General features: G+C 68.0%; 22 protein-coding genes and 2 pseudogenes. 8 read left to right on the top strand and 16 right to left on the bottom strand.

Features of this window, described 5'->3' with window-relative positions; genetic code table 11:
- Positions 1 to 526: 526 nt before the first annotated feature.
- The 6 genes from ABZ194_RS28435 to ABZ194_RS28410 form a co-directional block, all read right to left on the bottom strand.
- Positions 527 to 946, bottom strand: a complete 420-nt coding sequence (locus ABZ194_RS28435) for a hypothetical protein (protein ID WP_355600094.1) — start codon at positions 944 to 946, stop codon at positions 527 to 529.
- Between the two features lie 313 nt (positions 947 to 1,259).
- Entirely contained in the window at positions 1,260 to 3,626 is a 2,367-nt protein-coding gene (locus tag ABZ194_RS28430) for a CHAT domain-containing protein (protein ID WP_355600093.1), read from the bottom strand.
- Between the two features lie 213 nt (positions 3,627 to 3,839).
- Positions 3,840 to 4,337 carry a hypothetical protein gene (locus tag ABZ194_RS28425; RefSeq protein WP_355600092.1) on the bottom strand — a complete coding sequence of 166 codons (498 nt, stop codon included), beginning with the start codon at positions 4,335 to 4,337 and terminating at the stop codon, positions 3,840 to 3,842.
- Positions 4,334 to 4,873 (bottom strand): sigma-70 family RNA polymerase sigma factor, encoded by a 540-nt coding sequence (locus ABZ194_RS28420; RefSeq protein ID WP_355600091.1) that lies wholly within the window; start codon positions 4,871 to 4,873, stop codon positions 4,334 to 4,336. The genes ABZ194_RS28425 and ABZ194_RS28420 overlap by 4 nt, the downstream gene beginning before the upstream one ends.
- Before the next feature lie 71 nt (positions 4,874 to 4,944).
- The gene (locus ABZ194_RS28415) at positions 4,945 to 6,582 is read right to left on the bottom strand and encodes a S8/S53 family peptidase (RefSeq protein ID WP_355600090.1); all 1,638 of its coding nucleotides are present in this window, start codon (positions 6,580 to 6,582) and stop codon (positions 4,945 to 4,947) included.
- 257 nt (positions 6,583 to 6,839) lie between these two features.
- Positions 6,840 to 7,262, bottom strand: coding sequence for a hypothetical protein (locus ABZ194_RS28410; RefSeq protein WP_355600089.1), 423 nt, complete (start codon positions 7,260 to 7,262; stop codon positions 6,840 to 6,842).
- An 872-nt stretch (positions 7,263 to 8,134) separates the two neighbouring features.
- Here ABZ194_RS28410 and ABZ194_RS28405 point away from each other — a divergent pair.
- Both ABZ194_RS28405 and ABZ194_RS28400 read left to right on the top strand, forming a co-directional pair.
- Positions 8,135 to 9,157: a hypothetical protein gene (locus ABZ194_RS28405; RefSeq protein WP_355600088.1), complete on the top strand. Its 1,023-nt coding sequence runs from the start codon at positions 8,135 to 8,137 to the stop codon at positions 9,155 to 9,157.
- A gap of 476 nt (positions 9,158 to 9,633) precedes the next feature.
- Positions 9,634 to 10,440 (top strand): hypothetical protein, encoded by an 807-nt coding sequence (locus ABZ194_RS28400; RefSeq protein WP_355600087.1) that lies wholly within the window; start codon positions 9,634 to 9,636, stop codon positions 10,438 to 10,440.
- Between the two features lie 108 nt (positions 10,441 to 10,548).
- Here the strand turns inward: ABZ194_RS28400 and ABZ194_RS28395 are convergent, their stop codons facing one another.
- Positions 10,549 to 11,028: a hypothetical protein gene (locus ABZ194_RS28395; protein WP_355600086.1), complete on the bottom strand. Its 480-nt coding sequence runs from the start codon at positions 11,026 to 11,028 to the stop codon at positions 10,549 to 10,551.
- Between the two features lie 68 nt (positions 11,029 to 11,096).
- Between ABZ194_RS28395 and ABZ194_RS28390 the strand changes: the two are divergent.
- Positions 11,097 to 11,337 (top strand): annotated as a pseudogene (locus ABZ194_RS28390) (transposase family protein); the annotation flags it as partial.
- A 19-nt stretch (positions 11,338 to 11,356) separates the two neighbouring features.
- On the opposite strand, the gene ABZ194_RS28385 reads toward ABZ194_RS28390, so the two are convergent.
- On the bottom strand, positions 11,357 to 11,680 hold the full coding sequence (locus ABZ194_RS28385; protein WP_355600085.1) for a helix-turn-helix domain-containing protein: 324 nt from the start codon (positions 11,678 to 11,680) through the stop codon (positions 11,357 to 11,359).
- A 289-nt stretch (positions 11,681 to 11,969) separates the two neighbouring features.
- On the opposite strand from ABZ194_RS28385, the gene ABZ194_RS28380 reads away from it, so the two are divergent.
- From ABZ194_RS28380 to ABZ194_RS28365, 4 genes are all read left to right on the top strand, one after another.
- Positions 11,970 to 12,695, top strand: a complete 726-nt coding sequence (locus ABZ194_RS28380; RefSeq protein ID WP_355600084.1) for a hotdog fold domain-containing protein — start codon at positions 11,970 to 11,972, stop codon at positions 12,693 to 12,695.
- Between the two features lie 57 nt (positions 12,696 to 12,752).
- The gene (locus ABZ194_RS28375; protein ID WP_355600083.1) at positions 12,753 to 13,454 is read left to right on the top strand and encodes a type 1 glutamine amidotransferase; all 702 of its coding nucleotides are present in this window, start codon (positions 12,753 to 12,755) and stop codon (positions 13,452 to 13,454) included.
- Between the two features lie 96 nt (positions 13,455 to 13,550).
- Positions 13,551 to 16,520, top strand: coding sequence for a bifunctional [glutamine synthetase] adenylyltransferase/[glutamine synthetase]-adenylyl-L-tyrosine phosphorylase (locus ABZ194_RS28370; protein WP_355600095.1), 2,970 nt, complete (start codon positions 13,551 to 13,553; stop codon positions 16,518 to 16,520).
- A 67-nt stretch (positions 16,521 to 16,587) separates the two neighbouring features.
- Positions 16,588 to 17,679 carry a hypothetical protein gene (locus tag ABZ194_RS28365; RefSeq protein WP_355600082.1) on the top strand — a complete coding sequence of 364 codons (1,092 nt, stop codon included), beginning with the start codon at positions 16,588 to 16,590 and terminating at the stop codon, positions 17,677 to 17,679.
- A gap of 180 nt (positions 17,680 to 17,859) precedes the next feature.
- Here ABZ194_RS28365 and ABZ194_RS28360 read toward each other — a convergent pair whose 3' ends face one another.
- The 7 genes and pseudogenes from ABZ194_RS28360 to ABZ194_RS28330 all read right to left on the bottom strand — a co-directional run bounded on the left by ABZ194_RS28360 (position 17,860) and on the right by ABZ194_RS28330 (position 23,632).
- Positions 17,860 to 18,714, bottom strand: coding sequence for a hypothetical protein (locus ABZ194_RS28360; RefSeq protein ID WP_355600096.1), 855 nt, complete (start codon positions 18,712 to 18,714; stop codon positions 17,860 to 17,862).
- A gap of 78 nt (positions 18,715 to 18,792) precedes the next feature.
- Positions 18,793 to 18,939, bottom strand: a pseudogene (locus tag ABZ194_RS28355) (DUF4236 domain-containing protein); the annotation flags it as partial.
- Positions 18,940 to 19,070: 131 nt separating this feature from the next.
- The gene (locus ABZ194_RS28350; protein ID WP_355600081.1) at positions 19,071 to 20,030 is read right to left on the bottom strand and encodes a hypothetical protein; all 960 of its coding nucleotides are present in this window, start codon (positions 20,028 to 20,030) and stop codon (positions 19,071 to 19,073) included.
- Positions 20,031 to 20,035: 5 nt separating this feature from the next.
- A complete protein-coding gene (locus ABZ194_RS28345) occupies positions 20,036 to 20,980 on the bottom strand; it encodes a protein phosphatase 2C domain-containing protein (protein ID WP_355600080.1) in 945 nt (314 codons plus the stop codon).
- 73 nt (positions 20,981 to 21,053) lie between these two features.
- Positions 21,054 to 21,725, bottom strand: coding sequence for a VWA domain-containing protein (locus ABZ194_RS28340; protein WP_355600079.1), 672 nt, complete (start codon positions 21,723 to 21,725; stop codon positions 21,054 to 21,056).
- Positions 21,726 to 21,743: 18 nt separating this feature from the next.
- Entirely contained in the window at positions 21,744 to 22,205 is a 462-nt protein-coding gene (locus ABZ194_RS28335) for a hypothetical protein (protein ID WP_355600078.1), read from the bottom strand.
- Complete coding sequence (locus ABZ194_RS28330; RefSeq protein ID WP_355600077.1) at positions 22,202 to 23,632, bottom strand: hypothetical protein; 1,431 nt, start codon at positions 23,630 to 23,632, stop codon at positions 22,202 to 22,204. The genes ABZ194_RS28335 and ABZ194_RS28330 overlap by 4 nt, the downstream gene beginning before the upstream one ends.
- A gap of 6 nt (positions 23,633 to 23,638) precedes the next feature.
- On the opposite strand from ABZ194_RS28330, the gene ABZ194_RS28325 reads away from it, so the two are divergent.
- A complete protein-coding gene (locus tag ABZ194_RS28325; protein WP_355600076.1) occupies positions 23,639 to 24,031 on the top strand; it encodes a hypothetical protein in 393 nt (130 codons plus the stop codon).
- 223 nt (positions 24,032 to 24,254) lie between these two features.
- Here ABZ194_RS28325 and ABZ194_RS28320 read toward each other — a convergent pair whose 3' ends face one another.
- The gene (locus ABZ194_RS28320) at positions 24,255 to 24,566 is read right to left on the bottom strand and encodes a hypothetical protein (protein WP_355600075.1); all 312 of its coding nucleotides are present in this window, start codon (positions 24,564 to 24,566) and stop codon (positions 24,255 to 24,257) included.
- Positions 24,567 to 25,385: the final 819 nt, after the last annotated feature.

The raw sequence follows: 25,385 nt of genomic DNA, 5'->3' as shown, positions 1-25,385 counted from the left end.
CAGGTACACGCGAAGCCGGGCTTGTCCTTCCGTCCCCGGCCCGCTGCCCCTTCGGGGTGGGTCGACGGCAGACGGGAAGATCAGCGCAGGGGAAAAGCGTGCGGGGCCGCACAGGGCACACTCGGGGCACACGACGCGCAGAAGCAGCGAGAAATGCCGAGAACTGGTGAGGGACGAAATCCAGGTCAGAGCAAGGATGTAGGAGATCGCAGCAGGTCAAAGAAGGACTTCGCTTGTCCCTGCGCAACAAGCGCACAGAGTGGAACGAGTACCGCCGCCAGGTCACCGAGTTCGAGCTGGGCCGCTACCTGCCGGTTCTTTAGTGTCCCGCGTTGGTGATCCGTCGTTGGATCCCGTGTGAACTCTTCTTCCGGAGCCGGGCGTCAGCTCCATCCGGGGCGTGGAGAGCAGGACCGCCGACCCCGGCGACACACCGCCCACGATCATGATGCGTACTCGCCGAAAACTCGTCGTGACCTCATTTCGTCCCGCCGCCGCGAAGGATTTCGCGGCGGCGGTGAGCGCACTACTGGACCATGATCTTGCTCAGCGCCACGAAGCCGCCGAGATTGCCGGCGCTCCCCGCTTCGGTCGTGGAGGTGAGGGTGACGACGAGGTCGTACGTCCCCGCGGCCAGTTGGTTCTTCATCGCGATGGTGGTGGAGTACGCGCCCACACCCGGCGTGAAGGGGAAAGCGGCCGGGGGGACCGGGTGAGTGGTTCCTACCCCGACCGGTCGGGCGGCGACGGCCTGTACGTGCCACTTGCCCGCGATCCAGTCGACCAGCTCGCCGGTGATCTCCCAGGTCACGATGATCTTCCAGTCGTCGCCGCTTCGGACGATCATGGCCGGCTGAGCGCCTGGATCGACGATGTCGGCCTTGATGGTGCCGTCGAGCTGGTCGGCGGAAACCTTCAGCGACTGGAACTGCCCGGTTGTTGCCATGTGGTGCTCCCTTTGTGGTGAACGAGCCGGGACTCAAAGCCCGGACAGTGGGAAAGAGGCGCCGAGCCGCCGCTGGATACATCGAGGCGCCATGTATCTGGCGCGCTCGCACACCGCTCGTTGTTGATGACCGCGGTGAGATGGAGCGATCATGAGCGGCGGAGGGGGGACCGACCTGATTCTCGAAGGCGGTGCCGAAGAAGTCGGCCTGCTCGGGGCGCCGGAATCTCGGCAGGAGTGGTCAACGGCGAAAAGGGGGGGGAGAGGTTTCTGGCGACGCGGTCCTGAGGAAGTATCGGAGCTGACGTGGACGTCAGCCGGCGCCGAAGCAGACGAACGTGGACAGCGGCTCCCGTGCTGAGGCTGCGGCCAGCGCGGCGGCTGGTTCGAGGCCGAGAACGATGTGCCGGTGGTAGGCCGTCATAACCCGCACGGCCAGCTCGTCGGGGACCCTGGTCGCGCTGGAGACAACAGTCGGCGTGCCGAGGTAGAGAAGGGCCGAGGTGAAACCGAGGAGCTCGTCCCCAGGTCTGACGACGGCCTGCCCCACCTCGCAGGAAGATAGGACGACGTGCCGCGGCGCCTCGCGTAGTTGTTGGATGTCGTAAGCCATGAGGGGACCGTCGCTCAGCACGAGACGGGAGAAGAGCACGTTCTCCCGCTCGTGGTGGCCGTGGGCGGCCAGATGGGCGACGGACGTGCCGTTCAGCGCGGCCAGGGTGGCCGCCACGGTGGCCGAACTTCCTGTGAGCCGGTGCGTCTTCGGGTACGCCGCGGCGATCTGCTCGATCTCGGTGTTCGCGGAGGCCAGGTCGGGTCCCGCCACCAGAAGCGGCGCCTCGCCTGTGGAGATCTCGGCCTTGCGGGTCTCCTGGGCGGAGGCCCACACCAGCGCGGACGGAGCCGAGATCACCGGCTTGCCGAGGAGGCCCGGCAGCGCACCCCAGGGAATCGCCGACAGGGCCATTGTGGGAACGACGACGACGCCGCTCGCGCCGGAGATGGACGGCAGGAGGGGGGAGAGTAGTTCGGCGGCGATGACGGCGAGCTGCCGTCGCGCCGATGTGTTGATCACTTCGGCTATCCGAGGCCGGAGGTGGCGGCCCGCGAGCGCGTTGAGGTCGCCGGTCAACCGCCGTACGGCCTCGGCGAGCGGCTCGTAGGCCCCGAGCTCGTGCAGACGGCATCGGCCCTCGCCCAGCACGAGGGCGAGTAACCGGCCTTTGACGTTCAGCAGGCTCACCAGCACGAGACCGGCCGCGGCCAGTCGCTCCTCGACCATGACGGTCGACGCGGGAGCGGCACTCGCTCTGGCTCCCGGCAGCTGCCAGCCGCGCTCCCTGATGACATGTTCGAGTTTCAAGCAGCGCCTGCGGAGTTCGGAGTCGCGACGTGCCACCGTGTCGTTGGCGTGCATCTGCTGAGCGAGGTGCCGTAGCTCGGCCAGCGCGTCGGCTGTCTGCTCGTCCTGAGGAGCCCGGACCGGAGGGTAGCGGAATGCTTGTGCTCTGCATCTCTCCGACCAGTCGAACACCAGCCTGGCCGAGCCGTTCGCCAGAACGCTCTTTAAGCCTGCGGCGGCGAGTTCGAAGCTGAGCGCCGCGACCCCGGTTTGCATGTCGATGCTGCCCAGGCGGCCGCGGTGCGCGTGGACCAGGGCCAGTCCGGCGCGTACCCGGCTGAGCGCCTTCCCGCGCCGGCCGCGCGAGTGCGCGAGCTCGGCGTCGGTGAGATGGCGCATCAGCCGTACTTCGAGCGGCGCGGCGCGGCGCGGCTTGCCCAGTGCCTCCGCCCTGGCCTCCGCCTTGGTTAGGTGACCCGCGGCGATCAGCGCTCTGACCGACAGCATGCAGGCCATCTCGCTCTCGACCAGCAGGCCGATCTCGGTGAGGCGGGCGGCGAGGTCGTCGGCCCTGCGAGCCAGTGACCCAGGCTCGGTGGTCTGGGCCAGCTCCGCGCGCAGGCGCATCAGCACCGCCTGCAAGACCCATGCCTGACTGCGCCTGCGGCGAAAGCGGTCCTCCGCCCGCCGCGCCCACGTACACGCTTCAGGAAAGCGCCCTGCGTGCAGCGCGGCCTGCGCACGGGCCAGCTCCGCTTCGCCGTAGTCCTGCATGAGCCGCTGACGGCGGAACCCGTCGAGGACTCTGTCCAGAGTACGGCCGGCCTCGTCGGCAAGCCCGGCCGCCAGCAGTGCCCTGGCCTGGTCGAGCGCGAGCACGGGGAGGAAACCGGGGATGAGGCGCCGGTAGGTCTGCTCAACCTCGCCGAACATCGCCAGGGCGGCCGGAATGTCGCCCCGGAGAAGGTCGCAGTAGCCGTCGTTGTGCAGCGCCTTGACCGCGATGACCTCGTGACCGTGCGCCGTGGCGAGGCGGGCGCTGCGGCGCGCGTCTTCACGGGCCAGCCGGATCCGCCCCATCATGAGGTGGATGACCGATCGGTTGAGCAGCACTCTGGCCAGTTCCACGCTGTCGTGATGGACGAGCAGCGGCGCAGCGATGTCGAGCTCCCGCAAGGCCTCAGCCGTACGCCCCGTCCGCAGGTACATCAGGCCGCGCTGGGCGTGCACGATTGGCAGCTCCGTCGGCGGTGTCCAGCGTTGCGCCTCGTCGAGCAGGTCCATCCCGAGCCCTGTACGGCCCTGCTCAGCCTCGGCATGGGCGAGGCTGATTAGCATGCGGGCCAGCAAAGCCGCCGACTCCGGGTCCTTTGCCCGCCCCGTACCGCCAGATCCCCACCCCAGCAGCGCCAAGCCCCTGCGCAGCCGGCGCGCGGCCAGCGAAGGGCTGCCGTTGTCGGTGGCAGCGACCCCCAAGCCATGCAGCCGGCTCGCTCGTTCGCGGATCTCCGCATCTCCTGCGCTGACGTTCATCACCGCCTCGCGGGTCGGTCATAGAACGATGGAAGGTGTCACCGCCAGTATCCGCGACTCTCGCGGATCGTCCAGTGCCTGCCGCACCACCAGCTGGGCCAGCCCGAGGGGAACGGCATCCAGGACGAACCTGCCCTGAGCGTCAGCCCTGACCGTGATTGGCCCCTCGGACGTGCGCAGCTCGACCACGTGGTCGCTTGGCGGGGCCAGCCAGCCGTCTAGCCGGACCGTTTGCGTGTTCTGGGCGCTGACGCTGATCATAATCGTGAGATCGTCGCTGTCGAAGGTGATCGTGCGGGCCTCCTCGCCACCCCGGACCCCGGCGGCCAACCCCACCTCCTCGTACGGGCGCAGGACCTCGATCTCATGCGACTCAAGGTCGAGGGCGAATTGCAGGCGTTCTACCAGCGTCGCGGGAACGGGGTCGACCGCCGAGTACATCCTTTGGATCTCATCGAGAAGGAGCGACTCCTCGGTGCCGGTCTGTGGGGGCTCGTGCTCGTCAGAGGGGTTCATGACGTCATCCATCCCGGATCCTCGGTGAGCAGGCGGCGCAGTTTCGCCAAGCAGCGGCCCCGGGTCGGGCCGATGCTGCCCTTCGGCATGCCCAGCGAGGCGGCCACCGCACCGTAGTGGGGACGGCGAACGAATGCGACAAGCCGCATCAGGTCACGACAGGGCTGCGGTAGCCGCGCCACAGCGTTCCACAACGCGCGACGTCGCTCGTCTTGGAGCAGGAACTCCTCGGGCAGGCTCGCGGAGTCCGGTATCTCCTCGAACACGTCCTGGCCCACGAGGTCGTCATCACGGCCCGCCGACCGGACCCGCCACGCCTCGCGCCGCGCGGTCGTGAGCAGCCACTCGATCAGCGCGGCGGGAACGGTGATGGAGTGCAGGTTGCGCAGGAGGGTCAGCCAGGTCGTCTGGATCACGTCCTCGGCAGCCTGCCGGCTCAGGCCCTGCCGTCTGACCGCCTGCCACAGCAACGGCGTGAGATCGGCGACGATCAGGTCTAGTGCCCCCTGCCGGTTCTCTCTTGCGTCCTGAAGCAAACCGGCCAGCCGATCGCGCCGCCCAGCGCCGCGATCGGCTGAGGTGGGCTCCAACGCGGGATCGCCTGCCATCAGATCGGCGTGATCTCGGGCAGGATGCCGGCGCGGAGCTTGCCAACCACGCGGTGAGCGCGGGCGATGGCGGTCTGCGCATCGGTCACCGGAAGGTCAAGGGTTTGGAAGTCCTCGATCATCAGCGCCATGATGGCCGCGCCGAGGATCGGCACCGCGAACGAGGATCCGCTCCACGTGGCGAACTCGTTGTAGTTGTCCCTGTCGAAGGAGGCGCGGCCAGGGGGGTGGACGTCAGGAGGTCGCAGGTCGGGGGCGCCTGATCCCTTGATGCCCGGCGGGAAGGTACTGACGACCGCCGCTCCGGGAGCGAGCCACTGAATGGCCTCGTGCTCGTTGCTGAATATCGCGACCGTGCCGTCGGGATTCTTGGCCCCGACGGCGAGCATCGGCGCGAGGGCGAGATTCCGCAGGCCGTCCTTCGCCCCCGCCCCCGGCCAGAAGGCGCGGTTCGACGCGTAGTTGCCCGCAGCCGCGACCACGACGACGCCACGCTCGCGAAGATGGTTGATCTTTTCCATCAACGTCGGCGTGAAGGCCTCGTCGTCGGCCGTCTCGTGGAAGTACCCGCACGCGAAGGTCACGACATCGACGAAGAAGCCCGCCTGAATCTTCTTGAACACGTGGTCCAGGGCGGCGTGCAGCGCCGCCTCGACCACCACGCCGTCGGCGTACATGACCCTGAGCATGAGCACCTTGGCGTCAGGAGCGATCTGGCACACCAGTCCCGCCTGCATGAGGCCGTGCCCTGTTTGTGAGCTCGGGGTGCCCAGCAGCGGGTTGGGGGGTGCGGTGACCTCCTCGTAGCCGACGAGTCTGGCGGCAGGCATCTTCGTGGTCCGCAGGGCTGTATCGACGGCGGCTTCAATGCTCTTCTGCGCTTCCACGCTGACGGACAGGAAGGAGTCAGGCGTCGTCACAGGCAAAAACCACGAATGTCCCTGCCGAGGAAGACCCGTGTCCGGGATGACGAGCACGGGCCTTCGTCCTCCGATGTCGGCTTCAGGCCGACGAGCCGGTGGGCCCGCCACAACGGTCACCGGTGTCCTGGCGTACCCGCCTGTGGGAGTGGCGAAGCCGCCGAGGTCGGGCACGCCGTGCCCGCTGGTGGCGGGTTCCCCGCTGATGCCCGCGCCGGCGCCCGCGAACGCCGAACCCACCAGAAGGTGGTCCAGGGCGATTTTGGCCAGGTACTCCTTCCTCCGTGAATCCGGAAAATCCGCCAGCGCTCTGCGCAGCACCCGCAGCGCCCGCCAAGCATCCACCACCACGTCCTTTCCTTGTTTCGCAACTCCCAGGACGGCGGCGTGCCAGCGCGGCCGCTCATCGTGATCGTCGGCGGAGGTGTCGTAGGACACTATGGCGAGGCCGATTGCCGCCAGTTGCTCATTGATCCACCCAAGCCCATTCCGGTCCAAAACCTGGGCGGGAATCAGGAGTACGTTCGTCCGATACACCGTGGAGTCCGGGCGGCGTTCTCCCTCGTCCAACGGGGCCGTCGAGGGATCGAGGACCGTCGCTCCGTGACGGTCGAGAAGTTCCTGAGGGAAAGCCAGGTCGCGCCAGGGCAAGCCATAGTTTTCGGCCCCCTCAGGCTGCCGTGCGGGCGTTTCGGGCCGGAACTCTATGTGCGGCATTCGGTGGTCTCCGTTTCTCTCCGTCTCAAGGCAAGGAGAGTGGTTGCCTTTGTAGCGATACACGCGACACATAACATAATGGTCACAATGGCTGGGCTATTCGATGGCCGTCGGCGGTCACCCGTTTACCTGCGGCCGTCCATGCCCTGGCCACGGCCGTCCGGTGGTGGGCGGACCGGCGCATGCGGAGCGCGTGCCCTTGGTCATCCCCCGGGGCCGGTGGATGACCGGCCCCCGGGGGATGCGCCCTCGCGGATTCAGGCCGAGCAGAAACGGTGGCCGCGTGCGACCGCGGTGTAGGAGATGACCTTCCACCGGAGCCGGCCTTCGACGGCAAAGCAGCCGCCACGATTGTGCGCGGTGTTGAGGGTGCGCTTCACGGCGGCGAGCTGATGGCCGATCGTGAAGATGCAGGCCGCCCCGACCACCCGGTTCGGAATGCTCCCGCAGATGAGCGCCCCCGCCGGGTCGGCGAACCAGCCCGTCCGGTCCAGGGCCTTCTTGGTCGCGGACGTGGCCGACCGGGTGAAGTAGAAGGTGCAGGCGAGGCTGGAACACGAGGCATGCACCGGCCATGCGGTCACTTCGGTTGCGGTGTGCGCGGGCGCTGCGCCGGGGAGCGGGAGCCCCAGGATGCCGACGGCGATCACCAGGGTTGCCATGAGTACGCGGATGGACATGCGACGTCCTCCAAATCGAGGGGGTGGGAGTTCTCCGGGACAGCCGTACGCGAAGAGCGGCCGTGCGGGAAGAGAAGAGGCGCCGACAGCGTGCCGCGGCCCTCAACTTCAAAAATGACATGTATCCAACGGCCACGTGAAGCTTGCCGAACAACATGGAATGAATCCGAACGACGGCGAATGAGGGCGAACGCCGGCGCCGGAATGCGACAAGGCGCTCGGTGTGTGCCATCGTTTAGAATCGGTGGCCTCGCCGGGGTCATCCATGATCGCGAATCCCATGCGGAACCCCTTTTACGTTCGCCACGAGATGAGATGCCCAAGATTCCATGAACACGCCGGAGCGGGCCTCGGAGCAAGCCAACCAACCCCTCGCCTCCTTGGCCGAAGCGCTGGACGTCCTGCACCGCGATAGAGGCCGGATCAGCTATCAGAAAACAACCCATCTCCTTAACAAGGAGATCAGCAAGACAACCGTGTTCGAAGTGATCAAATGTAAAGGTCTCCCTAAATGGGAAAACCTGGAGCGGGTCGTCCGGGCACTCAGCGGGGATGTCGAGCACTTCCACGAGCTCTGGAAGGCGGCCGATGACGCCGTACGACAAAAGAATCGGGCGACGGCTGCGGTCGGCTCCGAAAACGGCCCGGCCGAAAGCCCGCCACCCGAGAAACGTGAACCCCCGGATCCTGCCGAAATTCCGCCCGGCGTCACCAGTGTCCCGAACCAACCGCCGACGGCGACCGCCGCAGAACGGCCGACACGTCGGCAACTGCTGCTGCTCGTATCTACCGCCACCGCTGTTACGGTGGCCACCGCCGTCGCCGTCCCCATCATCCTGAACCGCCCGGAGACCGAACCGGAGCCCCCTCACATGCCTGCCCCCGCCGGGCCGACCGGCGTGGCCGGACCGAACCGGCGGAGCGGGGTGAGCATGATCAACGGACGGAACCTGGGCGATGCCGGCACTCCCCTGTGGGGTGTCGCCATCGGATCGGTGGCCGAGACGGCCGTCGCCGTCGTCGGATGCAAGGACGGTTCGCTCCGCACCTGGAACCTCGCCGGGGGCGAACCCGGCGGGAAACCGCTGGGCGCTCCCGGCTCCCGGCATCGGAGCGACGTGTACGGAGTTGCGGTCGGTGACCTGGATGGCAGGCCCGTCGCCGCCTCCGCCGGTCTCGACGGCGGCGTGGGCGTGTGGGACCTCGGCGCCGGTGAACGGCGGGGGGAGTTCCTCGGCGGTAACGGGGGCGCGATGAACGCGGTGGCCCTCGCCACGTTCGGGGCGCGGACCCACCTGGCGGCGGGAGGTGACGACCAGCGGGTCCAGGTATGGGATCTGTCACCGGCCCGGCCGATCGTGAAGGGCGCCTTCGGCCACGGTGCCCGGGTCCTGGCGGTCACGTTCGGCATACTGAAGAAGCGGCCGATCGTGGTGTCGGGCGGCGACGACGGACTGATCCGGGTCTGGGATCTCGCCACCGGCGACCCGTACAGGACCCTCGACGGGAGAGGCGGTGCGGTCTCGGCGCTCTGGGTGGGGGTGCTGCGGGCTCGGCCGATCGTGGTGTCGGGCGGCGATGACGGACTGATCCGGGTCTGGGATCTCGGTGACCGTACGACGATCCCGCGCGTTCTGGGTGGCGCGGACCCGGCTCCGAACGGACCGGTCAACGCGCTGGCCGTAGGGGCCGTGGGCGGTGTCCCCACAGTGGTGTCCGGCAGCGAGACCGGATACGTCCGCGTGTGGTCGCTGGACACCGGTGCGCTGCGGGGCGAGTCCAGCCATGTGCAGAACGTCAAGGGAGTGGCCCTCGGCGTAGTGGACAATCGGGTGACGGCCATCTCCGTCGGCTGGCAGGAGGACGTCTGGCGGTGGACCCTGGGCAGGCCGTGACCACCGGGGACGCACGGTTCCGGCGCCCACGCTCTCTTGAACGCCGATCGGGCTTGGCGCGCCTGTGTCGTGGGCGATGGTTTCAACGGCGGATTTGTCCTGTGCTTCACCTGCTTTACCAGATCGGCGAGGTCCACGGAACGATGTCTGCCGGTTTTAGAGTGGAGGAGTGCAGCAGGATCGACAACACGATGGTCACGGCCACCAGGGGGCCTGATCACCCGTCTTACTGGTCTGCTCGCCGGGCTCAGCGCGTCACTTGCGATTGTTGCCGTCATGCGACAGCAAGCTGACCTGATGGTATGAAACGCCTGACCGCTCGGCTACGCCCGCAAGGTGTTTCATTATGCAAACTTGGTGATTAACAACTGTGCGTACCCTTCGGGGGCCCATCCGGGTAAGCAGCGGACCATCAATTTTTGGCCTAGCCGGGACGGTGATTTCGTCGCGGTCGGAAACGCGTGGAGGAACGGGGCGTGGACCCGGGATCCATAACCCTGGCATTGCGTGCGGTCTCCGCCGCCCAGCAATCGCTCGCCGCGTACAAGCTTAGGGCGAAGATAGACGAGATCCAGGCCGCGGTGGAGTCGGTGGATCGCCGGCTCTCCGAGGAGGTGGTAATTGATCTGCGTACGGCGTTAACCCACCTGGAAGCAGCTCTCCGCACGGGGAGATCAGAGGTTCGCGGCAATGAACTCAGCCATGCGCGAAGGCTCTTCGCCCGACTGATCAACAGGCCGGCAGGGCAGTCTGTGAAGGGTGTCTCCAGCACGGTCATGGCCGAAGACCTCAAAGCGCTCGGCCATTGGGGGAACTATTATTATTTCTTACTCATGGCAGATCAGAGGCAGGCGCTCATGGAGGCGTATAGGTCCGTGGAGGCAAATCCTGAACTGGCGCTTCAGTTGTTCCCCGAGCGAATCCTCTCCAAAGACTACGCAGCCGAGATCACCGAGCTCAGACGGAAGCGGGCGGTTGCCGCCGAGGAGCAGCGGGAGGCAAGGAAACAGCGCAGGTTAACCGGCGAGGAGAAGGCCGTACTGGCTGCGAAAGTCAGCGGATGGGCCGCCCTCGGTTTTGTGGCCGTAGCCGCCGGTCCTGCCGCCGTCATAGGAGCAATCGTGCATATCCGTGAAGTCATCGTCAAGTCACAGCCCTCTGCCACACCTCGTGAGTTGGAGAAGGAGGCGGAGGGCCGCCGGCTCGATACGGCGATACAGGCATGGAAGGACGAGCTACTTGTTGAGGTGCGAGCAGGTATCCGAGTGCTGGAGGTGAGATGACAATGAATACTCAGGGTTAGTGCGCCCGAATGCGGCCTCCTGCGCCGTACCGATATGCGCGGTGAGCGGCACATGCAGCCCGGCGCCTGAATGATGATGTTTGTAACTTTAACACTCGAAAAACTCGACCCAAAAAGACCGGGCGTCTTCGGGTGAACCGAACTCGTCAGGAAAAACGGGGCAGCACTTCACCGTCTTAAACTGTGCTTCGCTGTACAGATTATCGTTGCTCACCTTCGGCCGGGAACGCGACTTGATAATCCCCGGATCAGACGGCAGGTTCGTGACATCCCATGTCCAGATCTCGTTGGGCCGGCGGGCGGCCGGATGCGGTTTCCTCTTAGCCTCGTGCCGAGCCCGGGGGCGTCGCTCGCGCGGCCGCTCCCGCGTTTCCGTGCGAGCCTCGACTACGAGCGGTCCGAATCCGCGCGAGACCATCTCCATGAGCGCCCGCAGTTTTCCCATGACTTCCAGGGTGGCCTCGGCCCGCGCGGGCTTATCGACCAGTCTCGCATTCTCCCGCTCCAGCCGTTCAGCGCGCGCCAAGGCGGTCCTCGCCGCCGCCTTCTCCCGCACCATCTCGGCCACCGGAACCATTCGCCCGCCCGCCAGTGCCGGCTGGGCGGCTTCATCCCGCTGTCGGCGCACATGCCTTCGTGATCCCGGACGGCACGCTCATCCCGATCGGCCAGGTGGCCGCCGACCGGTCGTACCACTCCGGCAGGCACAAGCGGCACGGCGTGAACATCCAGGTCATCGCCCCCCCGGACGGCGCTCCGCTGTGGACGTCGGGCTCGCCGCCCGGGGTCGGTGCACGATCTCATGGCGGCTCGAATCCGGGGGATCGTCCGCCGATCGGAGGCCGCCGGGCTGATCACACTGGCGGACAAGGGCTACATCGGCGCAGGTCAGCTTGTCAAAGCCATCTGTGTCCCGCAGATGCGCGAGGCAGGATGAAAGGGCTCGGTGGATTCTTCGACAGCTTGAACGTCTCGGCCCGATGTGGCCTGAGCCGGAACGCCTTCCAGATCCGCCCCACCCTCGAAGGCGACAGCCCCGACCGCTTGGCCATCGAGGTGCGCGACCGGTGCGCCGCGTCCTTCGGCGTCGATTCCAAGATGTCGATCACAACCTGTTCGACCTGGCCGTCCCTGATCGTCGGGGGACGGCCAGGCCGCGGCTCATCGCTCAGCCCTTCCAGCCGGGGCTCGATGAAGCGCTGCCGCCATTTGGCCGCCATGCGCGCCCACCCCCAACCGGGCCTCCACTTCGGCGGCGTCCACTCCCTCCGCGCGATAGGGTCACCGATGCCGGGCCGCGGGTCGGGGGGTTTCGCGGTGCCGGACTCGGGGGCCGCGCCATGCCGGCCGTCGGGCCGTCCTGTGCCGCCGCGTGTCGCCATGTGCCGCCGGTCCGCGGATCATGGCTACCTGGTTCACCGGGCGTACCATGACTCCGGTAAAATTTATCAGTCCGTTTAAAGTGACTTTCGAGAATAAATCGCCATAAAAGGCGATAGGAGGTGCCGTATGACGACGGCTGCCGAGTTGCAGACCGTGGTATCCGTACCCGCACGTTTCCGCGGCCCCGAGGGCGTCGCGAACGGCGGCTGGATAGCGGGCACGGTCACCGAGGCGTTACACGGCGCCCGGCACGACTCGGCCGTCGAGGTCACGCTGCACGCCCCCACTCCACTGGAGACCGGGCTCTCCCTGCGGCACCTCGCCAACAGCGCCACCCTCACCCACGGTGACACCCTGCTCGCCGAGGCCATCCCGGTCGCCGAGCGGTTCAACGCCCCGGCGTTCGTGCCCTTCAACGAGGCCGCCCGCGCCGAGGGCGGTTTCGCCGGGCTCGGCGGACACCCCTTCCCCGGCTGCTTCGCCTGCGGCCTGCGCGCGCCCGGAGACGGCCTGCGGATCTTCCCCGGGGCGGTGCCCGGCACCGACCTGGTCGCCGCCGGCTGGCGGGTGCCCATGGCCGTCACCGACCAGGACGGCGCCGTCCCCGACGCGGTCACCTGGGCCGCCCTGGACTGCGTCACCGGCTGGGCCCACTTCCAGCCCGGCGAGTCCGCCCTGCTCGGCAGGCTGACCGCGCAGGTCCACCGCCGGATCTACCCCGGCGGCACCTACTCGGTGGTCGCCCGCGCCGCCGGCCGCGAGGGGCGCAAGCTCTTCGGCGAGAGCGCCGTCTACGAGGTCGACGGCACCCTGGTCGCCTCGGCCAAGGCCGTGTGGATCGCCCCCGCGTGACCCGTGCCGGCGGGGGCCGGTGAAAGATCCCGCCGGACCCTCGCCGATGATTACCGCATGAGAGTCACCGTCGTCGAGAACGACGCCTCCGCGGGCCTGGGATTCTTCGCGGGCTGGATGGCGGAGGCCGGGGTCGGATGCGAGGTCGTCCGGCCCTACCTGGGCGAGGCCGTGCCCGGACGACCCGAGGACGGCCTGATCGTGCTCGGCGGCGAGGCGGCGGCGTGGGAGGACGACCGGTGCGCCTGGCTGCCCGCCACCCGCGCCCTGATCCGCCGCTCGGTGGAGGACGGCCGGCCGACCCTGGGCATCTGCCTGGGCGGCCAGCTCATGACGCTCGCCTTCGGCGGCGCCGTCGAACGCGGCGAGCACGGGCTGGAGATCGGTGTGCGGGAGGTCGTCCCTCTCCCGGCCGCCGCCGGCGACCCGCTGCTCGCCGGGCTCGGCCCGGTTCCCGCCGTGCAGTACCACGGTGACGCGATGACCCGGCTGCCGGAAGGCGCCGTACGGCTCGCCACCGGCGACCTCTACCCCAACCAGGCGTATCGCCTCGGGGAGCGGGCCTGGGCCGTGCAGTTCCACCCCGAGGCCACCCCGGAGCTCTTCACCGGCTGGACCGAGGCCTCGGCCGACCGGCTGACCGCGCTCGGCCACTCGGTCGAGGAGCTCAACACGCGGGCGAAGGAGGCCGGGGAACGCCTGGCCCGCACCTGGCGGCCGGTCGCCGAACGCTTCGCCGCCGTCATCCTGCCCGAATGACCGGACGGCTACGGTAGAAGTGCCGGACGGGAGGCGAGGAGCCCGTCCGCGCCTGTGATCGGAGACGAGGAAGGGGCGGTGGACGCCGTGCCCCGGATGCAGACGACCGCCGGGCGGCTGGCCAGGCTCGGGTTCGCCGACGGGGCCAGGGCTGGGCGGCTCCTCGGCGAACTGGGGGCCGAGGCGGCCGGCGACCCCGGCCTGCTGGACTCCCTGGTCGCCACCGCCGACCCCGACCTGGCGCTCACCTCGCTCAACCGGCTGGCCGCCTCGGACCCCGCCGTCCTCGGCGCACTCCGGTCCGACCCCGGCCTGCGGGCCCGGCTGCTCGGCGTCTTCGGTGTCAGCGCCGCCCTCGGCGAGCACGTGGTCCGGCATCCCGGACACTGGCGGCTGCTCGACGGCGAGCAGGCCGTACGGAGGCCGGCCGGGCAGGAGCTCCGCACCGAGCTGCTGCGGGCCGTCGGCGCCGAACCCGGCGACCCCGAACCCCGGGCGGCCGGCTCGGGCACGGCCACCCTGGTCGCGCTGCGGACCGCCTACCGGGGCCGCCTGCTTCACCTGGCCGCCAGGGACCTCGCCGGTGAGGCGTCGCTCCCCGAGGTCACCGCCGAGCTGTCCGACCTCGCCGGGGCCGCGCTGGAGGCGGGGCTCGCCGTCGCCCGCTCCGAACACGCCGACCCCGGCGCGGTACGGCTGGCCGTCATCGGCATGGGCAAGTGCGGGGCCCGGGAGCTCAACTACATCAGCGACGTCGACGTCGTCTTCGTGGCCGAGCCGCGTGAGGGGAGCGACGAGACCGAGGCGCTCCGGCTGGCCACCCGCCTGGCCCAGGGCATGATGCGCGCCTGCTCGGCCAGCACCCCGGAGGGGGCGCTGTGGGAGGTGGACGCGGCGCTGCGCCCGGAGGGCAGGTCGGGGCCGCTGGTCCGCACCCTCGCCAGCCACCAGGCCTACTACCGCCGCTGGGCCAAGACGTGGGAGTTCCAGGCGCTGCTCAAGGCCCGGCCGGTCGCCGGTGACCTCGAACTCGGCGAACGGTACGTCTCCGCGATGAACGAGCTGGTCTGGCAGGCCGCCACCCGCGACCGGTTCGTCGAGGACGTGCAGGCCATGCGCCGCCGGGTGGAGGCACGGGTGCGCGGTGACGAGGCCGAACGGCAGCTCAAGCTCGGTCCCGGCGGGCTGCGCGACATCGAGTTCGCGGTCCAGCTGCTCCAGCTCGTCCACGGCCGCCTGGACCCGCTGCTGCGCCGCCGGGCCACGCTCCCGGCGCTCGCCGCCCTGTCCCGGGGCGGCTACGTCGGCCGGGACGACGCCAAGGCGCTCGCCGAGGCGTACACCTTCCTGCGCCGGATCGAGCACCTGATTCAGCTGTACCGGCTCCGCCGTACCCACGTGGTGCCCGAGGGCGTCGCCGACCTGCGGCGCCTCGGCCGGGGCCTGGGCATGACCGCCGATCCGGTGGGGGAGTTCACCTCCCGGTGGAGGCGGCACGCGCTGGAGGCGAGGCGGCTGCACGAGAAGCTGTTCTACCGGCCTCTGCTGCACGCCGTGGCCCGGCTGCCCGAGTCCGGGGCCCGGCTGTCCACCGCGGCCGCGCAGGCACGCCTGGAGGCGCTCGGCTACGGCGATCCGGCCGGAGCCCTGCGCCACATCAGCGCGCTGACCAGCGGCGTGTCCCGTCGCGCGGCGATCCAGCGGACCCTGCTGCCCGTCATGCTCGGCTGGTTCGCCGACGCCCCCGACCCCGACGCGGGACTGCTCGGCTTCCGTCAGGTCTCCGACAAGCTCGGCGCCACCCCGTGGTATCTGCGGCTCCTCCGTGACGAGACCGCGGTGGCGGCGCGGCTGGCCAGGCTGCTGGGGACCAGCCGTTACCTGACGGGACTGCTGCTGCACGCCCCGGAGGCGGTGGCGATGCTCGGCTCGGACGCCGAGCTGGACCCCAGGCCCGCCGAGGCGCTGCTGGCGGAGGCGCGGGCCATGGTCGGCCGCTACCCGGGCGAGGCCGAGAGCGCGGTGGCCGCGGCGCGCGGGCTGCGGCGCAGGGAGCTGTTCCGCACCGCCGCCGCCGACCTCGCCGGGCACGTCGACATCGAGCGGGTGGGGCAGGCGCTGTCCGCGCTCAACGACGTGACGATCCAGGCCGCGCTGGACGCGGCGATCGGCAAGGTCGAGATGGAGCGGCGCGCCCCGCTGGGCACGAGGTTCGCGGTGATCGCCATGGGCCGCCTGGGCGGCCTCGAATGCTCCTACGGCAGCGACGCCGACGTGATGTTCGTGCACGCGCCCCCCGAGGGGGGCGCCGAGCGGGAGGCCGGTGACGCGGCCTTCACGGTGGCCAACGAGCTGCGCCGGCTGCTGGCCCTGCCCGCCCCCGACCCGCCGCTGCTCATCGACCCCGACCTGCGCCCCGAGGGCCGCCAGGGGCCGCTGGTCCGCACGCTGGCCTCCTACGCCGCCTACTACGGCCGCTGGTCGTCGCCCTGGGAGTCCCAGGCGCTGCTCCGGGCCCGGTTCTCGGCCGGAGACGCCTCACTCGGCGCCGAGTTCCTCGCCCTGGCCGACCCGCTGCGCTATCCGCACGGAGGCGTCCCCGACGCCGCCGTGCTGCAGATCCGCAAACTGAAGGCGCGGATGGAGGCCGAGCGGCTGCCGCGCGGCGCCGACCCGGCCCTGCACACCAAACTCGGCCGGGGCGGGCTGTCCGACGTGGAGTGGGTGGCCCAGCTCCTCCAGCTCCGCCACGCCGGAGCGCTGCCGTCGCTGCGGACCACCCGCACCCTGGAGACGCTGCGCGCCGCGGTCGCCGAGGGCCTGCTGCCCGAGGCCGACGAGGCCGCGCTCACCGAGGCGTGGCGGTTCGTCTCGCGCGTCCGCGACGCCGTCGTGCTGGTCAGGGGCCGCCCCGCCGACTCCGTCCCGGTGGACGTCCGCGAGCGGGCGCTCATCTCCCGCACCCTCGGCTACCCGCCGGGCAGCAGTGAGGACTTCGTCGACGACTACCGCCGTGTCACCCGCCGTGCCCGCCTGGTCATGGAACGCGTTTTCTACGGAGACTGAACCCGTTCCGTGAGACGGCGTTGCGTTCCAATGGGCGAACGTGTATCAACGGTGCGGGTGATCTACTGTGATATCCGTTTATCTTGATCTGGCCATTGGGCTGGTGCTGGCCTTCCTGCTGCTGTCGCTTCTGGTGAGCGGGATCAACGAGGCGTTCGTCCGGCTGCTCGGCATCCGCAGCAAGTTTCTGTGGGCCTACCTTCGCGACACCCTGGACGGGGGGCCGGGCAAGGGCGGTTCGTGGATTCCGGCGGGCGTCGCCGACGTCTTCGCCAAGCTGCCCTTCTCCCGGAACGACCCCCGCCCCCGGCACGAGCCTGACCCCGCCCCCTCGGTGGTCGAGGCGCTGCCGGTGGACCCCTACGCGGTGCTCGCGGCCGATGAGTCCCCGCCCGAGGTCGACGTGACCGGGCGGCTGTACGGGCGGCTCCAGGAGATCGACCACCCCACGGGAGCCAGGACCAGCATCTCCGACATCCCGCCGGAGCGGTTCTCCGGCGCGGTGCTGGAGCTGGTCGCCGCCGAGGAGGGCGGTGTCGAGGGCCTGCTCGCCAAGCTGGAGGCCATCGGCAGTCCGTTCGCCGGACACCTGCGGGGCGTCTGGGAGGGTGCCCAGCGGGACATGAACAGGTTCCGCAAGGGTGTGGAGGACTGGTTCGACGGGGAGATGCGGCGGCTGTCCACGCTGTACCGCCGCTACGTCAAGTGGGTCGTGTTCACCCTGGCCCTGGCGCTGACGCTGCTGTTCAGCATGGACTCGCTGGAGTACGGCAAGACCCTGCTGCGGGACAACGCCTACCGGGCCGCGGTCGCCGCCATCGCGGGCGGCGGCGGGGACGGCGCGATCGCGCTGAAGGACTCCCTGAGGGACAGGTGCGCCGTGTCCGGCTCCGTCGAGCCGTACTCCTGTGTGACCGAGGTCTTCAGCTCCCCGGCCCTGGTCAAGATCTTCGATCACGCCGTGCTGAGCGTGACGATCCCTCCCGACGACACGCGGAATCCGTCCTTCGGCTGGAACGGCGGCGCCTGGTGGAGCCGCCTGACCACTCCGGGCCACTGGCCCGGCTATCTGATCACCGTCGTCGCCCTGCTGTTCGGCGCCACCTTCTGGTGGGACATCCTGCGCAGGCTCACCGGCATCCGCGGCAGCCGCTCCTAACCTTCCAGCCTCCCTGCCCTCCCCGCGGAGCCGTACGACCCTTTTCGCACCGCTTTCCGTGTCCGTGTGCCGTGCCCTCATAGGTCTGGGTGATCTCCGGTACCGGATCCGGTCACCTGCGAGAAAGGTTGAGATCGACCGGTTCCGGATTATGGCCCGCGGGGACAACAGTCAGCAGGGCTACGGTCGGATGATGGGTGCCGGCGCCGACGCCGCGTTCATCAGTGCTTGGGCGGTTGCGTTCACGAGTTGGGCCTGCGAGGCGTCCCAGATCATGTGCAGGCCGTGTCGGGTGTAGAGCGTCAGACGTCCGTACAGCAGGATGGGAAGCTGTCGATTGTCCTTGAATCGACGGTCAGGGCCGCCCTTCACGTTCACGAACCGCCACGTGGCGTCAACGACGTGGCCGTCTCGGGGGACGACTCCGTTTTCGATGAACCGTACGGATTCGGCCGACAGTTCCAGTTGCTGGTACGGGATGTCGGCGAAGTTCTTTCCCTCCTTGATGAGCACTCGGTCGGGGAAGAAATGAACAGCCCGGTGGCCGGAGACCAGCGTCGGGATCGCCACGTTGGTGACCAGGTTCCTCGGGCCGTTCATACTGGCCGAGGCTGACTGACGGCTATGGAGCGTGGAGGCGCCAGCGTTGACCTTGTGCTGGTAGGTGGTCCGTACCGCACCGGAGGCGGTGATGAACCACAGCCCGCCCACCTGCTGCAGGCCGCCTATCGTCTGCGCGATGCGGTCGAACCGCATCGCCGCCTCGTCGTTGACGTCGTACATGACGACCACCGAGCGGGCGGCCTGGTCACGCATCGCCAGCCAGATGATTGAGGGGATGCCTGCAAGGACGAGAAGCAGCCCCCAGGTCCCCAGGGTCAGCCCGAGAATGAGGAGGAGACCAAGAGCGAACGGCCAGATCGGCCACCTTCGGGCCGCGGCTTGGAGCTGGGCGACGAGATCGCTGGGATTGGCTGCCACGAGATCCTGAACCGATGCCCCGGTGACGTCCTCCATGATCACCGCGCTGGCCATCGGGGTCGGTGGAATGTACGGGTGGTGTGCCTGGCCGGATGGCGAGGTGGGCTCGCCGATCGTGCTCCTGTAGTAGATCCCGCCGCGTCCCATGTGCACATAGTTGCCGCGTGGTCCTGTTCCCACTCTGAAACCGGGGACACCTACCGAGACACCCATCCCGGAACGGGACATGGTGAATCGGAACGGTCCAGCGCTAAGGCTCGTGCGCAGGTAGAAGCCCATAGGCTGCCCTCTCGATCGGGGGTCGGTTCAGTCGCGTCGTATCTCGGCTACTCGGTGCCGCAGGCCTGGCGAGATCTACTTTCGGAGGAAGGATAAAGCAGGCTGATTCTGCGATTCTCCCGTTTTGCCTTCTATGACCCGGCGGGCGGTGTCAGCCGGATCACCGGCCGTTGGCTGGATTTCTGGTCGAGTGGTGCCATCGGCAGGGCGCGCAGCCTCCGCACCGGAGGCAGCGGCTGAAGGTCGATGGTCCCCCGGTCGCTCAGCGCCATTATCCAATGGCCTGTATCGGGCCGTGTGCCTCTAGGCCTGCCGGCGTCCCCGAACCTCGCGGCAGTCTCCCTGACGACCCGGTCCGGCAGGCCCGGTACGAAGTCAAGGGGGTCGCCAGGTCGCAGATTGTGGCTCCGGGTCAGCACACGGGCGACGAGGAGAGCCAGTTTGTAGCGGTCGGTGTCCTGGTCAGCGCCGGTTGCCGTCTGAAGCGGGTCGTTCCAGTCAAGGGTCTCGGGCTGCGTCATGACCGGTCGGCGGCCGTGACTGCGGATGCCATCGCAGTCGAGCAGGAAGATGCCAACCGGATTATGCGCCCAGAGCAGGTTGCTCATGGAGACGTCGCCGATAACCAGGCCCTTGGAATGCAGCATATGGAAGAGCGCCGCTGCCTGCCGTGCGACTTCAAGGCGGCCTTCCGCATCCAATGGCACGATATCGCCCCACAGCGGCTTCGGTTCAAACAGAAGGAACTGGAGCTCCCGGAGTTTTGGGCCCCTGTCCTGCCTTCCCCAGAACAGGTCGGGCACCTTCCGCATGATGAATCCTTTGACCTGGGCACCGTCAAGGACCCGTGCCAGCGGCCAGGCGGACTGCTGCAGCAGTCGTTCGCTCTCACTCGGCGTGAGCTCTTTGGGTAACTTCACCAGCTCGGAAAGCTCGGCGTCGTTCACCGCGGCAGGCTTGAGGTACTCCTTGTAGACATAGCCGGCGCCCGGCCCTTGAAGATCGTGTACGACTCCCTGGCCGCCGGCTCCCAGCTTCGATCCGATGGACAGGGAATTCTCCTGCAGATCCGAGCCATCCAGCCAGGTCATCACGGTCACCTACCCCATACACATACAGCCGTACGGTCATCTCCGTATGACTTGGCACGGAAGCTCAACTGCCAGCCGAACTCAGGGAGTCCGGGGACTGGGCCCTTAGTCCACCAGTTGATCAGCTGCTCCTCGACCTCCCTGGTCCTCATCGGGTTGACCAGCCCGTCAGTGCACACCAGCAGCATGTCGTCATCGCCGAGCGATCCGACGGCGGTCGCCACCGAGTCAGGATGCGCAGGCAGTGCGTTGGTTCCCGAATCCGAGATCGGTCCGGCTCCCGGCTGCTCCTCCAAGAGGCGCTGGAAGGCCCCGCCGCGAAGGAGGTAAGCGGTGCTGTCCCCCACCCCGAAGACCAGAAATGGGCGCGGCCGGCTCACCGGCGTCAACTCCACCAGGGCGGCGACAAGCGTCGTCGACAGCATCTGGGGATCGTGCCCGTCGTTCTTTGCGGCGTTGACCATCTGCTGGGCCATCCGCTGGGCGATCCGCTGAGCGATCATGGGATGGTCTAGTTCATCGATGCTCGCGAAAGCCTCGTCCCGCAGTAGCCTGCAGGCCAGGGCCGAACCTCGGTGCGAGAGCGGCTGACTCCCGACGCCGTCCGCGACGCAGACCAGCAGCCAGTCGACCTTGCCGGGCCGGTGCAGGATCCAGAGCCCCATCGAGTCCTGGCGCGGCCCCGTGTTGTACCGATGGTCATCGCCACGCAGCGACACACCCCGGACCGTCAGTCCCTCGTAGTCGGCTCCGTCGATGATCGTGTCCGGGATGGCATCACTCGGCAGGCCTCGCGGCTTTCCCGCCTTGACATGTGGCTTCCCGTAGTCGAGCGGCGGAGTGAACGTCGGCGGCCCGGCGGCTATGGCTGCCTCTTCCGGTGCTGGGAGTTCTCGCACGGAGGACGCAGGTTCTTGTCCGGCCTCAACGTGGCCCGCTGCCTTGGTCACCGGTGTCTCAACGCCTGGTCCGTCCAATGGGCAACCCCGCCGATCAGTCTCGTCCCGCACCGCGGGTATCCGATCAGACGACATCGGCGGGGATGGTGGTGAAGCCGGGGACCGTGTCGGGCATGGCAAGGCTCATGCCACCCCTGGGGGCGACGGATGTGCCGGAGTTGACGATGGACCGGATCAGCGACTGGGCGAATTCTTGCAGTGCCTGGGCCGGTCCGAGGGTGCCGTCGGCGATGAACCCTCGGACGGTTGCCACCTGCTGGATGGTGGTGGGGTCCACTTCACCGAACCCGAAGGCGAGAATGTTAGGGCGGGGCCCCCAGTCCGGGTCAGTGATCCGCTTGTGCGCGGCGGGCCACTCATCGGTGTCGTAGGGATGGCCGTCGGTGAGAAAGAAGACTGCGGGCCGGAGCACCTGATGGCCGTCAGCCTTCAGTCTGGCCACGTCGTTGGTGATGGTGTCGTGTAGTAGGTCGAATACGACGCTGTAGTTGGTGCCCCCCGAGGCGGTCAGACCGGGAACCGAGGCGACGTTACTCAAGTCGGATAGCTGGAGCAGCACCTGGGCCTGATGGTTGAAACTGATCAGGGCGAACCGGGTCTTGTCCGCAACCGTCGGGTTGCCGCCGATCTCCTGGTGCAGCTCCGGCAACGACTTGTTGATGGCGTCGATGGGGCCGCCGCTCATCGACGAGGACTCGTCGCAGACGAGGTAGAACGGGAGAATCTGCTGGCTCATCAAGGACTCCTTGGGGGGCTACCGGTTATAGAAGAGATAGATCTGCAGTGTCAGCGCGCCGCCTGTCGCTCCAATGAGCTGGAAGTCCCGGGTCGCGGCATCCCTGAAGAGCCTGGGATCCACCTGGGGGAGCAGTTTGTTGACGCTGCGAGCAAAGCTTTCGCCGCCGCTGTGCTGGGCGCCGAAGGTCAGGACGATTCCGGCCTTGCGCCCTTTGAGCCCGGGCTTGCTCCGGATGACGCGCCGTAGCGCGTCGATCGCGGCACGCTCGCTCTTCCGAGCGGCATTCGGGTCGACAGAGAGCTCGACGGTGATCCACCTCCGTTCCAGCGCCTGACGGGTCGCCGTGGGAGTCGGGGTCTGGGTCGGCTCGGGCAGAGGTGGCGGGTCCTGCGTGCCGAGCATGACGATCGAGAAGGCCAGCAGGAGATCGGCAAAGAGCCACCCGGCGATCGCCGCGGCCGGTAGCCGGGGGCTCAAAACCACCACCATCGGCGCGTAGGCCGCTCGACGGAAAGGCTGCCGAGCTGTCCGCGTAATTGATCGATCGACCCCCTGAGCGCCGTCAGTTCAACGACTACCCGGTCGGTGCGGGAATCCGCAGCGGGTAAACCCACCAGGAGCCGATCGATTTGCCTTTTGAGTCGTTCCGACGTCTCGGTAAGCACCTGTTCAAGCCGGGTGGAGGCGCCATCGACGTTCCGCTCCAGCCGTTCGACAGAGGTGGGCAGCCAGTCAACGGACTTGGCGAGACGGTCCATCAGCTGCTCGATCGAACCCATGATGAGACCGAGGTGATCCGCGGTGGTCTCGTGGCGGTGCGAATAGATCGCACCTTCGGTGCGCCAGTCGTCCAAAGCCCGGCGGATGCCGGTCCCGGTGGTGTCGAGGGCTCCGCTGATACTGGTACTGAGGTCACGCCGGCTTTCGGTGACCGCGGCACGAATCTCCTTCGCGGAGTCGGCGACCACCTGCTGAACAGAGTCGCGCAGTTTGTCGCTGTCGGCGCTCGTCGAGCGGCTCAGGTCTGCGGCGGCGGTGGCCACGGCGCCCGTCACAGCGGAGATCTCGTCGAGCTTGGCGCCGATCCCCGTGGCCGCGTCACCCATCCGCTCTGCGGCGGACCGCACCGAGTCTTCGCTCTGCAGCATTGCCTCGGCGAGCTCCTTGACCCTGTTGAGACTGGTGCGCACCTCCTTGAGCCCCTCGTGCGCCTCTATCTGGGTGAGCTTCGCGGCGTCGCCGGCCTTCTGCACCTCCACAGTGGCCTTGAGAAGCCCCTCGGCACCCGTATTGAGGCGGGAGGCGTCGTTCATACGGAACTCGCTGAGCTGGAAGTCGGCCGCGGTGAGGGCGGTGGCCAGCTTGCCGAGGAGCTGCCTCCGTTCCTGTTCGTCGGCGTGTTCGGTACGCCGCCTGCTGAGAGCCTGCGCGAGCGAGACGGAGACCAGGAGACCGACGGCGAGAAGAGTCCACAGCGCGATCCGGTCGAAGTAGAGCGCGCCGTCGAGACGACCGTGGAAGCCCGTCTGCCACTGCTCCAGGAAGGACATGGCCCGGAGCGCCTGATCTCCCCGGCTCCGCCGATAGGCGTCCGTGGCGGCGAACAGACCGATCCAGGTGGTCACGATCGGCAAAAAGATCAAGACACTGGGCGCCAGGTCGAGTACACCGCCGAGTGCGGAGCGGCGGCGGGGCTCGACCGTGTCATCCCGAATGAAGGCGGCGTAGACATCTACCTCCGCCCAGCGCTCCAGGTTGTTGCGCGCTTCCAGGTCATTGGCGAGCTTGGCCAGCTGCGCGGCGCGGCAGCGGAGTCTGTCCTCCTGTGCCAGGGATCTGAGATTGTCGACTGCGATGCCTCGGCCGCACGGGTCCGGCGGACCGGTAGGGGCCGACGCGGTCATCGTCAAATGCGCACCACGATTGCTGCCACTTCACACACCTTTGCCCGCCCGTTCCACTTGCTTGGCGATTCGCATTTTATCCACTCTGCCTTGCGGGGAATTTGGCATCGAACCACCTGCGACAGGATCGTGATCGAAGACCCCGGTGAAGGGGAGGCAATCCCCGGCATTCACGAGGCGAGGCGAATGGCCCTGTCATGGGACACCCGGCTGCGGCGGCATTACTGGGACGGGATAAAAGAGAAGGTATATGCCCGACTGCTCGAAAACGTCGGTAATGTCATCGTTTGGTGGGCCTCCGACGAGCCGGGAGGGCACCCGTCAGCGATCGTGTTCGGCGAACGCGAGCTATGCCTCGCAACCTGGCACTCGCCTGGTCGTCATCGGGTTTCCCGATGACGCGCGTGCTGTGCCGGGGAACCTGCCACTCCAGGTTCAGGACGCCCCGCAGGGGCCTTTCGCCGGCGGGCAGTGCGTGGAGAACTGCAGCTGGTACTACGAAGGCGATGAACGACATCTGAGCGCGTTTATCGTCTTCCTGGTCGGCGTAGCACCGCAACACTCGCGACCGGAACCAAGGTCATCCCACCATGTTAAACGGTCGTCGCCGTACAATTGGGCCTTATCTGTCACCAGGTGGCCGCAATGGGTCGACGAGGTCTGTAAGCAGTTCTAATGGAATAAATTGAGTCGCGTAAGCGCTGTTTGTCGCATAAGTGTTGTTTGTTGTATTTCGGAAGTCATAGATCCACAGCTTTGAGGTCCGCGACCGGTTGTCGGTTCGTGGGCTCTTCTTGTCGAAGAAGCGCACGTCCGCCTTCACGCCTCCGGCGTAGAAGATCCCGATCGGCAGGCATAGCAGCGTGTGAATGTCGAATTCCTTCGGAAGGCCGTCGAGCGTGCCCTTGACGGAGGGACGGTCAACGGCCTTCACGGGATGCCTGAGGGCCCTGGATGTCCTGACGAGTCAACCGCCAGCATTTACCCAGGTCAGAAGCTTGACGGGTCAGACGTCGTAGTTCTGATCCGTCATGGCGGCTAACCTGCGGTGACTGCCCGGCTCATGTGCTGAGCTGGGCTTTCAGTGTTCGCCGGTTCTCATCATTTCGCGCTGCTTTTCGCGCTCATGTGCCCTGGGTGTGCCTTCCAGGCCCCGCACGTCTTCCCGGCCATGTGCGGTCCCGCAGGGTTTTCCCCTGCACTGATCTTCCCGTCTGCCGTCGACCCACCCCGGAGGGGCAGCGGGCCGGGGACGGAGGAGCAAGGCCGTCTTCGCGTGTACATGCCTCCCGGTGACCTTCCTCGCCCGCTGGTTGCCCTGCGGCCACAGACGGCCTTGATCCGGAGGAGTCGGTCTGCTGGGCTTGCCTGGGTCGATGGCGGGCGGGACGATCAGGGCCTCCCACCTCAGCCCCCTACGGCCCGCACCGGACCCCTGGACGATCATCCCGGAGCCGGAGTGCCCCCGCCGGAGGCGTAAAAGAACCCCCGCCCCGTGCGGTCCCGCACACCCCCCGCTCTCCCCGCCCCTGCTTTCCCGCCTTCTTCCCTGGAGTGCGCGTCGCCCATGGTCTCCAGGCCATGCCCGGTCTTGGGGTATCTGCCCGGAGCCTTGCATGCCCCCTTCTTTCACCTCTCGGGGAGGAGGGCCTTTCATCGGCTGTGAGCGGTTGCCGCTTCGTTGCCGCCGCGCCGCTCGTCGGCGCGGTGCGCGCCCGCTGGCCGGCGGGACCGGCCCGAAGAGGCCGCACGC

It is taken from the genome of Streptosporangium sp. NPDC006007 (assembly GCF_040614315.1).
GTDB lineage: Bacteria > Actinomycetota > Actinomycetes > Streptosporangiales > Streptosporangiaceae > Streptosporangium.
The sequence above is the reverse complement of the archived record's forward strand: the minus strand, read 5'-3'. Positions and strand labels throughout refer to the sequence as shown.

Excerpts from the sequence above, each read along its gene's own strand:
- ABZ194_RS28435 (WP_355600094.1), bottom strand. The coding sequence starts at position 946 with ATGGCAACAACCGGGCAGTTCCAGTCGCTGAAGGTTTCCGCCGACCAG.
- ABZ194_RS28430 (WP_355600093.1), bottom strand. The coding sequence starts at position 3,626 with ATGCTAATCAGCCTCGCCCATGCCGAGGCTGAGCAGGGCCGTACAGGG.
- ABZ194_RS28425 (WP_355600092.1), bottom strand. The coding sequence starts at position 4,337 with ATGAACCCCTCTGACGAGCACGAGCCCCCACAGACCGGCACCGAGGAG.
- ABZ194_RS28415 (WP_355600090.1), bottom strand. The coding sequence starts at position 6,582 with ATGCCGCACATAGAGTTCCGGCCCGAAACGCCCGCACGGCAGCCTGAG.
- ABZ194_RS28410 (WP_355600089.1), bottom strand. The coding sequence starts at position 7,262 with ATGTCCATCCGCGTACTCATGGCAACCCTGGTGATCGCCGTCGGCATC.
- ABZ194_RS28405 (WP_355600088.1), top strand. The coding sequence starts at position 8,135 with ATGCCTGCCCCCGCCGGGCCGACCGGCGTGGCCGGACCGAACCGGCGG.
- ABZ194_RS28385 (WP_355600085.1), bottom strand. The coding sequence starts at position 11,680 with ATGGCGGCCAAATGGCGGCAGCGCTTCATCGAGCCCCGGCTGGAAGGG.
- ABZ194_RS28380 (WP_355600084.1), top strand. The coding sequence starts at position 11,970 with ATGACGACGGCTGCCGAGTTGCAGACCGTGGTATCCGTACCCGCACGT.
- ABZ194_RS28375 (WP_355600083.1), top strand. The coding sequence starts at position 12,753 with ATGAGAGTCACCGTCGTCGAGAACGACGCCTCCGCGGGCCTGGGATTC.
- ABZ194_RS28370 (WP_355600095.1), top strand. The coding sequence starts at position 13,551 with ATGCAGACGACCGCCGGGCGGCTGGCCAGGCTCGGGTTCGCCGACGGG.
- ABZ194_RS28360 (WP_355600096.1), bottom strand. The coding sequence starts at position 18,714 with ATGGCCAGCGCGGTGATCATGGAGGACGTCACCGGGGCATCGGTTCAG.
- ABZ194_RS28350 (WP_355600081.1), bottom strand. The coding sequence starts at position 20,030 with ATGACCTGGCTGGATGGCTCGGATCTGCAGGAGAATTCCCTGTCCATC.
- ABZ194_RS28340 (WP_355600079.1), bottom strand. The coding sequence starts at position 21,725 with ATGAGCCAGCAGATTCTCCCGTTCTACCTCGTCTGCGACGAGTCCTCG.
- ABZ194_RS28330 (WP_355600077.1), bottom strand. The coding sequence starts at position 23,632 with ATGACCGCGTCGGCCCCTACCGGTCCGCCGGACCCGTGCGGCCGAGGC.
- ABZ194_RS28325 (WP_355600076.1), top strand. The coding sequence starts at position 23,639 with ATGCGCACCACGATTGCTGCCACTTCACACACCTTTGCCCGCCCGTTC.